This is a genomic window from Marinobacter sp. EN3 (genome assembly GCF_000475315.1).
In the GTDB taxonomy this organism is placed as follows: Bacteria; Pseudomonadota; Gammaproteobacteria; order Pseudomonadales; family Oleiphilaceae; genus Marinobacter; species Marinobacter nauticus.
The window spans coordinates 556779-570541 of record NZ_AXCC01000001.1; the positions used below are offsets into that span (position 1 = coordinate 556779).

The following is a 13763-nucleotide window of genomic DNA, read 5'->3' on the forward strand; positions in this document are numbered from 1 at the left end:
TCGGTTTCCCCCGTTCTGGCTGGTTATTGAAATGACTTCAGATCAGGGAGGCCGAAGCCTCCCGATGATCAGGAGGCCGCAGTAGCGAAGTGCTTCACCGCACCACCAACATCCATCAGCCCACCGCCGGAGCGCATGAAGGCAAGGAAGCCCACCTGCCCCTTCTCGGTGTACTTGGAATCGGTCATGCGGAAGAGCATGAACTGCATGACATCGCGGATGATGTACTTGCTGAAGTCACCGTAGAGCAGCGCCTTGGCACCGGCTGCCAGCTCCGGCATGTGCTGGTTGATTACATAGCCAGAACCGTCGATGGTGTCGGGCTCACCTACTGCCACACCGGGCACCCACAGCGGACGGTTCTGGTCGTCCTTCATCATTTTCAGGTGCTTCAGCGTCTGGTCATGGAACATGAACCGGGCACCGTTGCGGTAAGCAGGGTCCACACTGTGCTTCAGGTGCAGCAGATCTTCCCAAAGGACCGTATCGGTCTGACCGGATGGTGCGACACGTCCAGCGGCGGCACTACCAACAATGCCGCCAGGTTGGTTGCTACCGCTACCAGCAGTGAACATCCGGTTGGTGATCCGGCCCAGCCGCTGCTGCAGACGGGCAATGATGTGCGCCTGCAGATCAATCTCGCCGTCCTGCAGCAGCTCGAACGGCACGGCGATGGACTTGGAGCTGAACTTGAAGGTGTCCAGCGATTTGGTACCGAACGTGGCATCCTGACGGGAAACCGCTGCGTTCTCGCCAACGATTTCACCTTCCTCAGAGGTGGCATCCGTGGTAGGCCAGTCCATGCCGGCACCGGAGGCGGTGCGGATAATGGTGGCCACTTCACGCATACCGCCAAAGGACTTCAGCGCCTCCAGCATGGTGGTGGCGAATTCACGCGGTACCAGGTAACCACCTTCTGAGCCGGTACCGGTGGACATATCACCACGTACCTTCCGCGCCTTGTTCACAACATACTGGCGCTGCTCCATGCTCAGGGCATCGATACCGCCACGGAGATAGGAGTTGAAGATATTCTTCTCCTGATTGGCCTGGTGCTCGGCCTCATCGGTAGAGATACCATTCTCGTCCGCGCGATCCTGAATGGATTGCCGGTTGGCAGCCTCAATATCCAGTTGCTTCTGGTGGCGATCGATCTGACCGTCCAGATTCTCGATATTGGCAACCATCTGGTCATACTGAGCGTTATGCTCATCCGTCCACTTTTCGGGCTCGATATCATCGAGCAGCTTGCGGGCATCAGCCGCCACTTTGGTGCGCTCTTCGCGCAGGGCCTGAATCGACCGTTTCATAGTCATGCTCCTGTTTTTGCCATAAAAAAAGCCGCCCGGAGGCGGCTGTTCAGGTGCTTAACGGTGCCCGCTAAGCGCCAACCAGTTGCAGGCGCCGCTCAAGGTGCGCCCGGTGTGCCTGTTGCGCCTGATTGTCTGGCTCAGGCGGTTTTATCTTCGGTGCCTTGCTGTAGGCATTGAGATTAAAACGACTCATGTTCCGAGCCGCGCTGCCATTAGTGACTTCATCCACAGCGTCGATAAATCCCCGCTCCATGGCTTCAGCCGCAGACATCCAGGTTTCTTCTGCCATCCAGGCAATGATGCTGTCTTCGGACTGGCCAGACCGGGTGGCGTAGGTGCGCACGATGCTTTCATCCACCTGATCCAGCAGACCCGCCACACTCCGCATATCGTCAGCATTGCCGATCGCCAGCGTCCATCCCTTGTGGATCATGTAAAACCCGCCATCCGTCATCCGGATCTCGTCAGCGGCTGTGCTGACGAAGGTAGCTGCACTGGCAGCCAGACCGTCAATGTGAGCTACTACCCGTGCCGGGTGCTGCGCCAGCGCGGTTTGAATAGCCCGGCCAGCAAACACATCACCGCCGGGGCTGTTGATCCGCAAGTGGATAGTAGAGACATCCAGGTCTGCCAGCTCCCGGGCAACCATCTCTGCAGAGATCGCCCACATGTCGTCAATAACATCGTAGATATAGATGGTGGCTTCATCGCCCTCGCTTCGAACACGGAAATCCCGCTTTTCCTGCAGGTTATCCTTAATCAGATTCATCAGTTTGTTGCGCACTGGGCTGCCCTCCCGTTACTGGTTTGTATAATTCGTTGCCGCCTTCAATGGGCGGCAGATTCTCCAGGGCCCGGACCTCATTCACAGTCATATAGCCTGGTTGCTGGTTGCCACCCAGCGCGATCTTGTAGGCCTCATTGCGGCCCTTGATATCCCCCCGCAGCAGGCCGGAGACATTGAACTCCGCGAAATACTCAGGGGACCGGAACAGCTTCCGGTTAACCTCCTGTTCGATGCGGGTCAGATGGGGCTTCAGGGTGTACTGCACAAAACCAATGGACTGCTGCTCAATGCCCGTTCCCCAGCTGGTGGAAGCCTCCTGCGCACCGATCATATGGGGCGGCAAGCCGAATATCCGCGCGATATCGGTTACCTGGAACTTGCGGGTCTCTATCAGCTGGGAATCCTCCGCTGACATTGTGATTTCCTTGAACTCACCACCATCCGGAATGAAGGCTGGCAGGTGGGCATTACCCACGCCCTGGTGCTTTTCAAACCAGTAGTCCCGGATCACCCGGGCCTGGTCATCCGTCAGCTTCTTTCCATCGGGGAAGCGGATGTAGCCGCGGGGTGTTGAGTCATTGGCGAAGAACTTGCCGCTGTACTCATCTGCTGCCAGCGCAGTACCAATGCTGTTCTGCCCCACACTGCGGATAACCGAGAGACCCCGCCGGCCATCCCAGCCAACGCCGGGAATGTGCAGGATGTCGTCCTGGTCATAGGCGGCCCAGGTGCCGTCATCAAAGTAAACGAAATACACCAGCCGGCCATTCAGCTCATCCACATCCACCCTGCTGGGCTTCAGCGGGGTCAGGCCCAGAGGCTCACCACCGCGCGTTCTGGCAATCAGGCTGTAGTGGTTGCCGGCCAGCAGGATGTGCATGATCACCGTTTCCCAATACACCACGGCTGATAGCTGGGGGTTGGGTTCTGTGTGAATCACCCGGTATAGCGGGTGGCGGTTGAACCGCTCCCGGTGATGCTCTGTATGCCGGTACACCTGGAACGGCAGGCTGCCGATCGCGCCGGCGATGATGCGCACGCAGGCATAGACCGCAGAAACCCGCATGGCGGCGTTCTCATCAACGTGAACGCCAGCCACATTCGACTGGGCAGCAAAGAGCTCCTGCAGTGCCTCATAGCCGGAATTCCAGTTCTGGGATTCATTCCGGATGGTGGCCAGATCCCGCCGGGTGTTCTCAAGCTCAGCCTCAAGCCGCAGGATGTCCATGCTCGGTTCCTGCAGCAGTTCCTGCTCCGGCTCACGTCTACTCAGTAACAGTCCCATCAAAGCAGCCCTACAAATGAAGTATCAACAAACTGAGACTCCGGCTCCTGCTGCCGGATAGCACGCCCCAGCGCCATAATCAGCGCCACAACGCCGTCAATCTTGTTCTCCGGAAATTCCTTGCGCGGGTAGATGTTGTCCTTCGCATCCAGGTGCGCCACCACGTTCGACATCATCCAGGTCAGCACCGGATCACCGTTGTGACGGATCTTGCCTTCCAGGGTGAGCGCCTCCAGGGTTTTCATCGGCTCACTCATGTTGGCGACCGTCTGCCGGTATTCGATCATCGGCAGGCCTTCTTCCTGCATCCGGGTTGCCAGATAGATGGCCTGCCATGGGTCAAAGGCCACGTCCTGGATATCGAACCTGCTGGCGAATTCACGCAGGTCGCTCTCGATGTAGGCGTAATCGGTAACGCAGCCCGGGGTCAGAGTCACCAGACCCTGCCGGGCCCAACCGGCGTAGTGCTGGTTACGCCCCTCATCGGCGGCATCTTCCGGAATGTAGTAGCGCCCAAACACAGACCAGCCATCGTCTTCCTCGAACAGCAGCATCAGGCAGGCCACGTCGATCTTGCTGGCCAGGTCCAGCCCCACCCAGCACTTGCGCCCTTCGAACTGATCAAGCGTCCGGGCCGGATCACCGCACTTATCCCAGGCCTGCAGATCCATCCAGGCCGTATCGGCGTTTACCCACACATTCAGGTGTTTGGTCAGAAAGTTGTTTGTGGCAGCCGCCATCGTCATGGCCTTGCGCGCCTTTCGCTCGATGTCCTCCGGGTTCACCGAAATGTTCCAGTTAGGGTTCGCCTTGGCCCAACTGGCCGGCTCAGTCCAGTCGTCGTCTTCATCGATCGTATAGATGATCCCGAAGTAACTCTCATCCTTTACAACGCCTTCCAGGATCTTGGTCACGTAGGCCCGCTGCTCATAGCAAATCCCGGCTCGATTGAAGCCCGCCGTGGTGATCAGCCAGAGCAGCGGCTGCTTACGGGCACCGGTGCCGGTCTCGATAACGTCGAAGATCTCCCTTGTCTTATGGGCATGGAGCTCATCGATCAGACCGCCATGAACGTTCAGACCGTCATGGTTGCCACCCTGGTCACGACTGAGCGGGCGGAACACGCTGTTGGTCTGCTCCACAAACACCGTGTGCGAGCTGGTCGCCACACCAAACCGGGCCTGCAGACCCGGCGTGCGGTCAACCATCTGCTTTGCATCCTTCCAGGTAATCTGTGCCTGGTCCCGGGTTGTCGCCGCGCTGTAGACCTCCGCGCCGGGCTCACCGTCTGCGGTCAGCAGGTACAGACCAACACCAGAGGTTTCTGATGACTTGCCCTGCTTCCGGGGCATCTCGTTGTATGCCGTCTTGAACCGGCGATATCCTTCCTCATTGATCCAGCCGAATACGGTTGTAATCCGGAAGATCTGCCAGGGGGCCAGCTCCAGGCGCTTACGCTCCCGAGCCCACTCACCCTTCACATGAGGCAACAGCTCGATGAACTGGCAGACCCGGTTCGCGAGAGCCGGCTCAAACCAGTAAGGGAAATCGTCTTGCCCTTCCCGCTTCAGGTCATTCAATTGCCGATGGCAGGCCAGCTGCACCCACTTACACGCGGGTATATCACCAGACAACACACCGTTGGCGTACTCCATGGCAATGGCAACGTAGTCCTTCGCCATCACATATCCTCGAAGCCACCGAGATCCAGCTGGCCCTGGGGCGGAGCCTTCACCTTGCTGGCACCGGCAGGAGACAAACCGAACTCGCTGGCGCTTTTCATCACCTGGTCCCACAGCTTGTTCCGGATCTGGAAGAACACGTGCTGCACCGCATAGCCCTGCGGGGTCTCGTCAATCATGTCCTCCACCCGCTTCAGCTTCTTGGTGATCTCCTCAAACTTGCCGTAGGAATCGCAGTGAGCGGCAAACGCCGCCTGGTCCATGACAGAGATCAGGCCAGCCTTCTCCAGCTGCGGCCCCAGCTCATTCCAGTATTTCTTGGCAGAGCGCGGCAGCCACTTCGGACACTCCGGCAATCCGACCGGGCGCTGCTCACCAGCGCCATGGCTGTGACGATCCTTCCGGAAGTTGCCCTGCAATACCTTCAGTTGTGCTGGTTCTGGTCTGCGACCCATAACAAAAAAGGGGCACCCTTTCGGATACCCCCCCTACCTCAATTTTGCCAACGTAAAAAATCACGTGAGGCAAGCGGTCGAGCCTCAAAGGGCTCTGAACTTTTGACCCCCGCCCCCTGCTCGCGCGCGTTTCGATTCCATTTCCGTTTTCAGTTTGTGGCACCGCTTGCAAATCGCCTGCAGATTCTCCGGATCATCATTACCGCCTTCAGCCTTCGGCACGATGTGATCCACTGCCACTGCCGGCATTACCTTTCCCTCCGGCAGGCATATCTGGCACAACCCTTTGTCCCGCTCCAGTATCTGCAGCCGCAGCCTGCGCCACCGGCCACCATAGCCACGTTGCGTGCTACTCCCCCTGGTCGGACTCACCCAGCCACTGGCCTTCGCCTGGTGCTTGAGGCAATACCCATTGGCCTCGCTGGTTGTCTCCGGGCACATACTGGCCCTGCATTGTCTCGGGATAGCCTTTGGCACCGAACATCTCCATCAGTTTGCCCACACTGACCAGCGCTCCTAACAGCAACGCTGCACCGCCAATCACCTTTGCCAGGGTTCCCAGCTGGGTACCCAGCCTGTCCTGCTTTGATGCCAGCGCCTTGATGTCTTCAGAGTGAGCCACCCTCATCTCGTGGAAGGCATTGGTCTGATCCGCCCTGAAATCATTGAACGCCTGCATCTGACTGGTTCGGTATTCCTGGTGAATACCTATCACGGTATCAATCTTCTCGTTCAGCTCCTCGAAGTCGTCACCCAGCCGCTGAACCGACTTCTCCAGGGCTTTCTGGTTGGCAACAATCTCGCTGATCAGGGTGCCATGCTTGGTGACTTCAGGCTTGATCCACTCCATGGAGTCCGCCCGATGCTCCAGGGTGTGCACCTTCTGCTCCAGGGTTCCTACACGCTCGTGCACTCGGAAGTTCTCCATAGCATCCGCCTCACCCATGGTCAGCGGTACTCCACATATCCGCGCTCCAGCTCAAGCACATAACGCATCAGGCGTTCAGTGTCCCGCTTGTTAAGGCTCACTCCGTCCTGTGCGCTTGTGGTCCAGCTGGGCAGTGTTGGTCTTGCCGGAGGAGTCGGCATCTCCGGGCATCTCGGCAGGATCCCGCACCCGGTTAAAGTGATCACGGCCATAACCAACAGGATCTTCCTGCAACCGTTCCACTTCATCCTGGTACTCCTCCTGCTCACGTTTGCGACGAACCAGCCGGATGCGCTCAGCTACCATCCTCAAAAGGCGCAGCAGCTCAGCGACCCAGCCCGGCACTACTTCGCCTTCCCGATCTTCCGGCTCGCCTTCACGCGGCCATACACAGCAATCAGACCACCCACGGCACCCACAACAGACACGATGGAACCCACAATGGCTTCCTGATCCGCTGCCCCAATGTCATACCCGAAAGCCGCCAGGATGCTGGCAATCACTGCAACCAGACCGCCCCAAACGGTTTTTGATGCCCACCAGGGCTTTTCCTGTTCGTTCATGCTTCACCTCGCCTCATCAGTTCAGACAGCTCCTCCGCACGACTACCCACCTGCCGGGCCCATTTGCTGTCCATCATTTCCCTGGCTGCACGATCCCAATCCTGCTCAGCCAGGGCACCCAGCATGCGCCGGAACTCCAGCAGAGTCGGCACACCCATGTTGAACGCCATGTTTGCCAGCACCACCTGACGGACCGGGTTCAGGCTCAGGAACAGCGGCATCCGCTCCAGCTCAGCCACCACCTGGTCAATATCGTTATCAAGCATGAAGCCGGCTTCATCCTCGCTGATGCCACGGTCATCCAGGTTGCGGCCATAGCCGATCGTGGTCTTGCCGACGGTGTCCTGATACGGCTTCAGGCGCAGCCCTTCATGGCGCTGCAGTTGTTCCAGGAGGAGTTGTCTGTTCATGAGTCCAGCCATAAAAAAACCCGGCACCAGGGCCGGGTTGAAGGAGTATCATCAGGGTTTACGACTTGCTTGGGTGCACTTTCTGCACCTTACGCGACTGAGAGTAGTTTCCTGCATGCAGGATGTCAATAAAACTAACTGGCAATTAGCTTTGCATCCCGTGAAGCACAGCATCAATCCACGCCTCAGCCCCACCCAGCAGGTACCGCACCCGTTCCCTGCTCCCCTCTCCAGACTCACGGGCAATCCGGGCCAGGCTGAACTGGTTCAGGTACGCGAGGGTGAGCACCCGCCCCATCACCGGATCACGGCGCTTCAGCCGGGCAATGGCATTGTCCACGGCCAGGGCATCATCATCCGGGCAGATCGGCATGGCCACACTGCTGCCCACAGCCAGATTCACGCCCTTGATGCCCAGATCCACACCACCGGCCCGAACCCAATGCCCCCAGGCGGTCAACCGCTGTTGCGTATCACTGAGCATCACCACCCCCAAGAATCGACCTGAGCCTTGCCATACCCTTGCGTGCAGCCTTGAGCCTGGACTGCTTGACTGAATCGCCTTCCGGCAACACTTTCTGAAAGGTCTGGTGAGCAGCACTCCGCCTGTCCCGAGCAAGCCCAAGAATCCGCCCCACATCAGGCCAGTAGAAATCCGCATCACCCTCGATGAGCTTTGCCTTTGCGCGCACCAGAGCCGTTTCTAGCTGCTCCCAGCTCAACGCATCCACCTCACCAGCCCACTCACGGCGGGCCAGCCTGATGGTTTTCTCATCCGGCCACTGCAGGGTAAACCGGTGCCCATAGATCAACTGCAGCCGGTTGAAGAACAAAACCGTTTTGCGCTTCTGCTCCTGGCTGAATCCATCACCAGTGCTTGAGAGCGTAGTCGGGGTCTGAGAGTTGTCGCTGGACTGCAGATCGTTCGTCACGCCTTGAACGATGCTGTGGATCTGGCGTACCTGAGTCATGGGCACCTCGCTGTTGCTGGTTCTGGATTTCCTGATTCATTCGGTCACGCTCCCGCACGTAGCTCTCCGCAAAGGGAACGTAGTACTCCGGGCCATCCGGTACCCGGCCAAGGTTGGCTTCTGCACTGGTCATGATCTGGCGCATATCACCGATGGTGAGCTGCAACTGGATCCAGCGCTGGTAGGAGATAATCAGTTTGGGCCGGGATATCCGGTGGTAAGCCCACCCACGCTCACGGCCAAGGAAGGAACCCCAGTCCTGAGGGCTCTGGGGCTGGCAGGTGTCGGGCCATGCTTCATTGTCGCGCGCGCCCGCGTCAGTAGAGTTAAGTTCAGTATAGTTATACAGATGTGTGTTGTTCCTAGTGTCGTTCCTTGTGCTGTTCCCTGTGCTGCTCCCCCCCTGCTCTACCTGCAATATTTCCTGTTTTTTCGGCAGGTTAACCACTTTCCCGCTATGCGGTTCCTTGTGTTGTTCCCTGTGTTGTTCCTTGTGTTGTTCCTTTTCTGGACGGACTGATCCCGCATCAGCCAACGGCAGTTTAAAAACAAGCCCCCGGCTGCGGCTGGACTCGTGGTTAACCACCAACCCGGCCCGCTCCAGCTCCGCCACCCTGGCACGTACACGGCCCAGCGTTGGCGTATCTGCCCGCTTGCGCTGGCTGCCCCAGTCCGGTTCCACGGCAATCACCTCTGCCAGGGCCCGGTAAGACAGCTTGCGGGCACGACCACCGGCCACACCCGTCTGGTAGTCCATATACCGCCGGAAGCCCCGCAGGTAGATCACCTGCGCTTCTGGCGTAAGACCCTGCAGGGCTTCATCCTCAGCGTCATTCCACTGCGAGCGCATGCCAGCCTCCCAGCGCCAGATGCCAATAGTTTATTGTTTGTGCACTGTTCATGGTTTGTTCTGTGCCGTTTTGCTATTTTCAGTGCTTCACCAACTGGATGGAGAAGCCCAATGGAATACCGCTTGCACTACCGCGCCGATGCTGACGACGGAAACCAACCCACCTATGAAACCGATGACGACATTACGATCGGCAAGGTGATCAAGCTTGAGGACGGTTTTCACTACTGCGTAATTGGCGTGCATGAATTTCCCGACGGCGGTTGTCTTGATCTCTCAAAATCCGCTCAATCTCGGGAAGAGGCACGGCTCCTAGCTGAGCAGTATGAACACCTATAAGGCGCTCGGCTTTTTCCTTCGCCGAATGCAAAGGCGTGCCGGCGAGCGCGAACAGGAGCTTTCGGGTGTCGTTGATGCCATTGGCCTCAATCAACGCCACCTGGCAATCCACAAGCAGCCCTTTCGCCAGAACATTGATTTCGATATCAGATAAATCAGGATCGTCGCCAACCAGGTCTTGCCGGGTTTTGATGCCGGCCAATGCGGCATGGCCAAACGTTGAGATAAACAGGGCCGCCGACAGCATTTTCCCCAGGCGGGCACGGGGATCGTCGGTATCACTCATAAAAAATGACTCCTGAGGAGGATCCTGTGATTGAATACAAGGTGAAGTATCTGGACGATCATCAGGCGGGGCGGCCTGATCGCTATGAGTCCGAGCATCCGCTCCGGGTTGGGGATGTGGTGGAGCTGGATGATTTCCACTGTGTGTGTAACATTCAACGGCTTCAGACAATTCATCGGATAGACCTTGCTCGAGGCTGCGAATCCGAGCAGGAGGCAATTCTTGAAGCAGAGTATTCAGGACACCTATGATCACATCCCGGGCATAGTTCATGGCATCATGATCCCCGTAGACCTCATACGGGTGCATCAACCGCTTCCGAACACTGAGCGCGTCTGGCCTTCTGGTAAACGCCAGGTGCACCGCCTCCGCTATTCGTATCGTTAGGTCCGGCCCATGGTTCGCACTGAACGGTGCTTCGCTCATACAACCTCACCCTCCTGTTCAACCCGCTTGAACTCGACAACCCACACCCAGGGGTTTGCATCCCATGAGTCCGGACCGTTGATGGATTGCCAGAGCTTGCTGAATCCGTGGTAGTGCGCGTCACAACATTGGGCTGGTTCAACACCTTCCGCTTTTGCGTCCTGCTCACTGATATCCTGCAACCGCTCCACCCGAACGCCGGTGATCTCCAGGTTGATACGGCTGGCCCAGCGTGGCATGTGGATGGAGGGCTTCCAGCCGTGCCTTTCCTCGTCGTCAGCATCCACAAAAACAGGATCAGGGCCACCGTCCGCTCGATACTCGCAATACTCCGGAGACTCGAACTTCAGCCTGTCTTCATAGAATTCCTGGGCGCGATCGTAAGAAACCAGCGGCCCCTGAAACGTCTCCCTCACCCAAAGCCGGTCGCCGGGCCTGCCGTAGGGGCATGAGAAATACCTTTTGTCACTCTCAATCACGCTGGTTTTTTCAGCGTTGAGGACTGCCCAATGGCTTTTACCTACTTGGCGCGTGTTCGTTGAGTCCATGATGTGCAGCAGCTAGTGCCTATCGCTCGGCGGCTGAACCTTCATCACCCGCCGCGTCTGCGTCTTCCGGCCCTGCAGAATGGCCCTGACCATTTCGTCCTGAAAAAGGATTGGTCGCAGCTTGCTCATACTTCCCCCATCCATCCGGCCAGTTATGCGACAGATTGCCGCTCAGTAGACTGTGGAGACTGGCCGTATATGTCCGGCCTCATGGAGTAGCGATCGATGTCACCACCCTTTTCAGCAATGGCTTCCTCAAGAGCAAGCACGTAATGCGCAGGAATTCGCGTCCACTTATAGAGAGTCGGCGGCCTGACACCGCAGACCCTCGCGACCTCCACTTTGCTTCCCAGAGCAGACGCAACCTGATCAAGCATCCGATTAGCCATGCACTATCTCCCAATTAGTTTTAGACAGAGTAGCGTCACGCTAATTACTGATCAAGTTTAATTTCTTATGTTCGGATTAGTTTGAGGCTAACATGCGAGTCATGAAAGAAATCGACTTCAATGCCAGAGCCGCCCGTATCCGCGAAGCCATCGACAATGGCCCGCTTGCCATGAGCGAGATTGCGGACACCATGGGCGTTGCCCGCACCTCCGTTTTGAACTGGAAGCGAAAGGGCAATATCAACCTCGACAATCTGAAAGGCTTTTCCGAGTTGACCGGCTATCGGTATTGGTGGCTTGCCTTCGGGATCGGTCCGAAAACTTACGCCGAGGACGACGACTCCACCGGTTCATCACCTATGGCAGAGATCGCCAAGGCCTCCCCGGAACACGCCAGGATGATCGAGTGCATTGCGCACCTGACGGCGGCAAGGGTCATGACCCCAAGCATTGCTGAAGGCATTACTATGACCCTCAATGCATTTGCTGCCACAAAAAAAGCCGATCAGTAAAAAGACTCAATAGCTATCAAGCATGAAAAAAACTCGTCTTCCGAAAGGACTTAAGCAGAAGATCGACCGCAAGCGCCACTGGCGATCTATACGGCATGCAAAGACACACCACGCAGAGCGCCTCGTCCGACGTAAAAAGAAGGTGCAACGGGCCAAAAGGGAAACTTGGACCAAGGAAGTTAAGGCACCACCTAACATCAATCTTTACACCAGTAGAGATCACACCCGTACCGTTAGCTTTCTTAAAGCACTCCGTTTAGCAATTTCAAGAAGCAGTAAAGTGCGAATCTGTTTCAGGGATACCAAGTCGATCTCAGCAGCTGCGGGTCTTCTATTCGTTGCAGAACTGGATCGCCTAGTAACGCATTACCCCGACACGAAACTAAGCTGCATCAGGCCACCCCGTCGCCATGACTCCAGATATGGAAACGAAACCTATATTGTCGAAAGCGTTCTTAATCGAATCGGTTTCTTCAAATTAATTGGAAAGCCCGAAAGAGATGTTCCATCCTATGCCAATGTTGATTGCTGGCAGCACAGCCAAGGAACAGTTGCAGAAGGCAGCATAGCGGGGTCGCTGATTAACCAAGTGAATGATAGATTGCCACCCGTTGCAAAACGGCGACTTTATCGTGGGGCGATAGAAGCGATATCAAACTGTGTCGACCATGCCTATCCGACCATTCGTCCTGACGGACTGGAAATCGACGACCGCAGGTGGTGGATGTTTGTAGGCATTAATCTGAACGACCTTGTGGTTGTAGTATGCGACTTGGGTGTTGGGATTCCGACGACAATCCCACAAAAACACTCCAAAGCAAGCATAAATGCCGTTCTCAACTTCCTGAACATCAAAGGCAACAATGATTCAGACCTAATCCACGCGTCCACCTACCTGAGCAAAAGCCGGACCCAACAGAAACATCGAGGCAAGGGCGGGAAAGATATCATGGGATTACTGGATCACTACGTAAAAGCAAATTTGTCCATATACAGCAATAAAGGCTGTTTTCGCGGTAGCAACAAAACTACAAAATCCGGGAAGGTTCACCCCTGGGCAGTCAAAGATGAGCAGAAACTTTCGATCCAGGGCACTGTCATAGAGTGGTCGGTCCCGATCAAGGAGTTAGCAGCGTGAAAACGATCAAAGTTAGAGAATTCACCGAATTCCCGGGGCCTCGATTCAAAAAGCTGGGCCCGTTTTCTGGTGAGGAGTTCCGAGAAACCATTCTGGAACCCGCCATAAAAGAGTCAGGAACAAACATTCAAATTGACCTGGATGGCACCTTCGGTTACGGATCCTCGTTCTTGGAGGAAGCATTTGGCGGATTGGTCAGAAAACAAGTTATCAACGAGGCACAAGCTAGAGAGCTCTGCAATCACATAGTATCTGAGGAAGACCCAAGCCTCGCCGAAGAAATCAAAAGTTACCTGCTCGATGCAACCAAAGGAGCAGGAAGCGCAACGCAATGAGCGAAGGCGAAGGACTCACCTGGCTTCAAGTACTAGACGCGATAATGCGCTGGATAGTCGCGCTTGCGGGGTGGGGCATCGCCTTGCTTGGCTGGCGCGTGCGGGGTCGCCAAACCAGAGAAATCGCTGACAACGCAGAGATCAATAAATCTATCGAGGCGGCCTTGGGGAAAATCGAGGAAATGGAAGCAGTTGCGGTTGAGTTCTGGAAAGACGCAGATAGCAAAATAGTACCCGCTCAACTGACTTCCTCTGTCGTCAACTGCACGTTCTACACGCAGCAGATATGCAAATTGAGCCCCTCACGTGAGTTCCCTGCCAAAGCTTTCGCCGAGGTCCGAAAATCTGTGACGATGAACATGGAGCACTCGGATCGAGGAGTGGATGCCGAAAAAGCCAGAATTTCCAGAATGGTTAGACAAATAGCAAAACTCAAACGCGAGCCGATCTACCAGAAGCAATATCTTTTGAAGAAATAGAATTGCCAAAGAGAACCGCAAAGCCCCGCAGGCCACCACCTCCGGGGCTTTTTTGTGCCCGCAACAC

General features: G+C 56.4%; 20 protein-coding genes and 1 pseudogene. 5 read left to right on the top strand and 16 right to left on the bottom strand.

Annotated elements, in window-relative coordinates:
• Positions 1-68: 68 nt before the first annotated feature.
• The 14 genes from Q675_RS22080 to Q675_RS22135 all read right to left on the bottom strand — a co-directional run bounded on the left by Q675_RS22080 (position 69) and on the right by Q675_RS22135 (position 9869).
• Entirely contained in the window at positions 69-1310 is a 1242-nt protein-coding gene (locus Q675_RS22080; RefSeq protein ID WP_023010520.1) for a phage major capsid protein, read from the bottom strand.
• A gap of 70 nt (positions 1311-1380) precedes the next feature.
• Positions 1381-2082 carry a head maturation protease, ClpP-related gene (locus Q675_RS22085; RefSeq protein WP_031210988.1) on the bottom strand — a complete coding sequence of 234 codons (702 nt, stop codon included), beginning with the start codon at positions 2080-2082 and terminating at the stop codon, positions 1381-1383.
• Complete coding sequence (locus tag Q675_RS22090) at positions 2069-3385, bottom strand: phage portal protein (protein ID WP_023010522.1); 1317 nt, start codon at positions 3383-3385, stop codon at positions 2069-2071. Before Q675_RS22090 ends, Q675_RS22085 begins: the two co-directional genes overlap by 14 nt.
• Positions 3385-5067 carry a terminase large subunit gene (locus Q675_RS22095; RefSeq protein ID WP_023010523.1) on the bottom strand — a complete coding sequence of 561 codons (1683 nt, stop codon included), beginning with the start codon at positions 5065-5067 and terminating at the stop codon, positions 3385-3387. The genes Q675_RS22090 and Q675_RS22095 overlap by 1 nt, the downstream gene beginning before the upstream one ends.
• Positions 5067-5522, bottom strand: coding sequence for a phage terminase small subunit P27 family (locus tag Q675_RS22100; protein ID WP_023010524.1), 456 nt, complete (start codon positions 5520-5522; stop codon positions 5067-5069). The genes Q675_RS22095 and Q675_RS22100 overlap by 1 nt, the downstream gene beginning before the upstream one ends.
• Positions 5523-5606: 84 nt before the next feature.
• Positions 5607-5963, bottom strand: a complete 357-nt coding sequence (locus Q675_RS22105; protein WP_023010525.1) for an HNH endonuclease — start codon at positions 5961-5963, stop codon at positions 5607-5609.
• A complete protein-coding gene (locus Q675_RS38275) occupies positions 5872-6468 on the bottom strand; it encodes a hypothetical protein (protein WP_023010526.1) in 597 nt (198 codons plus the stop codon). Before Q675_RS38275 ends, Q675_RS22105 begins: the two co-directional genes overlap by 92 nt.
• Before the next feature lie 72 nt (positions 6469-6540).
• On the bottom strand, positions 6541-6795 hold the full coding sequence (locus Q675_RS22110; RefSeq protein ID WP_023010527.1) for a hypothetical protein: 255 nt from the start codon (positions 6793-6795) through the stop codon (positions 6541-6543).
• The gene (locus Q675_RS22115) at positions 6795-7013 is read right to left on the bottom strand and encodes a hypothetical protein (RefSeq protein ID WP_023010528.1); all 219 of its coding nucleotides are present in this window, start codon (positions 7011-7013) and stop codon (positions 6795-6797) included. The genes Q675_RS22110 and Q675_RS22115 overlap by 1 nt, the downstream gene beginning before the upstream one ends.
• The gene (locus Q675_RS22120) at positions 7010-7423 is read right to left on the bottom strand and encodes a glycoside hydrolase family protein (RefSeq protein ID WP_031210993.1); all 414 of its coding nucleotides are present in this window, start codon (positions 7421-7423) and stop codon (positions 7010-7012) included. Before Q675_RS22120 ends, Q675_RS22115 begins: the two co-directional genes overlap by 4 nt.
• Before the next feature lie 145 nt (positions 7424-7568).
• Positions 7569-7907 (bottom strand): antiterminator Q family protein, encoded by a 339-nt coding sequence (locus Q675_RS37690; RefSeq protein WP_023010530.1) that lies wholly within the window; start codon positions 7905-7907, stop codon positions 7569-7571.
• Entirely contained in the window at positions 7897-8355 is a 459-nt protein-coding gene (locus Q675_RS38190; RefSeq protein WP_161629034.1) for a hypothetical protein, read from the bottom strand. The genes Q675_RS37690 and Q675_RS38190 overlap by 11 nt, the downstream gene beginning before the upstream one ends.
• Positions 8291-9244: a hypothetical protein gene (locus Q675_RS22130; RefSeq protein WP_023010532.1), complete on the bottom strand. Its 954-nt coding sequence runs from the start codon at positions 9242-9244 to the stop codon at positions 8291-8293. Before Q675_RS22130 ends, Q675_RS38190 begins: the two co-directional genes overlap by 65 nt.
• 202 nt (positions 9245-9446) lie before the next feature.
• Complete coding sequence (locus tag Q675_RS22135; protein ID WP_023010533.1) at positions 9447-9869, bottom strand: hypothetical protein; 423 nt, start codon at positions 9867-9869, stop codon at positions 9447-9449.
• A 26-nt stretch (positions 9870-9895) separates the two neighbouring features.
• Between Q675_RS22135 and Q675_RS22140 the strand changes: the two genes are divergently transcribed.
• Positions 9896-10120, top strand: coding sequence for a hypothetical protein (locus tag Q675_RS22140; RefSeq protein ID WP_152525344.1), 225 nt, complete (start codon positions 9896-9898; stop codon positions 10118-10120).
• 171 nt (positions 10121-10291) lie between these two features.
• Here the strand turns inward: Q675_RS22140 and Q675_RS22145 are convergent.
• Both Q675_RS22145 and Q675_RS22150 read right to left on the bottom strand, forming a co-directional pair.
• Positions 10292-10987, bottom strand: a pseudogene (locus tag Q675_RS22145) (hypothetical protein).
• An 8-nt stretch (positions 10988-10995) separates the two neighbouring features.
• Complete coding sequence (locus Q675_RS22150) at positions 10996-11232, bottom strand: transcriptional regulator (protein ID WP_081698828.1); 237 nt, start codon at positions 11230-11232, stop codon at positions 10996-10998.
• 92 nt (positions 11233-11324) lie between these two features.
• On the opposite strand from Q675_RS22150, the gene Q675_RS22155 reads away from it, so the two are divergent.
• From Q675_RS22155 to Q675_RS22170, 4 genes are read left to right on the top strand one after another with little or no spacing between them, the layout of a single operon-like run.
• A complete protein-coding gene (locus Q675_RS22155) occupies positions 11325-11744 on the top strand; it encodes a hypothetical protein (protein WP_152525345.1) in 420 nt (139 codons plus the stop codon).
• Positions 11745-11766: 22 nt separating this feature from the next.
• Positions 11767-12882 carry a hypothetical protein gene (locus Q675_RS38040; protein ID WP_152525346.1) on the top strand — a complete coding sequence of 372 codons (1116 nt, stop codon included), beginning with the start codon at positions 11767-11769 and terminating at the stop codon, positions 12880-12882.
• Entirely contained in the window at positions 12879-13217 is a 339-nt protein-coding gene (locus tag Q675_RS22165; RefSeq protein WP_023010538.1) for an STAS-like domain-containing protein, read from the top strand. Before Q675_RS38040 ends, Q675_RS22165 begins: the two co-directional genes overlap by 4 nt.
• The gene (locus Q675_RS22170; protein WP_023010539.1) at positions 13214-13696 is read left to right on the top strand and encodes a hypothetical protein; all 483 of its coding nucleotides are present in this window, start codon (positions 13214-13216) and stop codon (positions 13694-13696) included. The genes Q675_RS22165 and Q675_RS22170 overlap by 4 nt, the downstream gene beginning before the upstream one ends.
• The last annotated feature ends 67 nt before the right edge of the window (positions 13697-13763 follow it).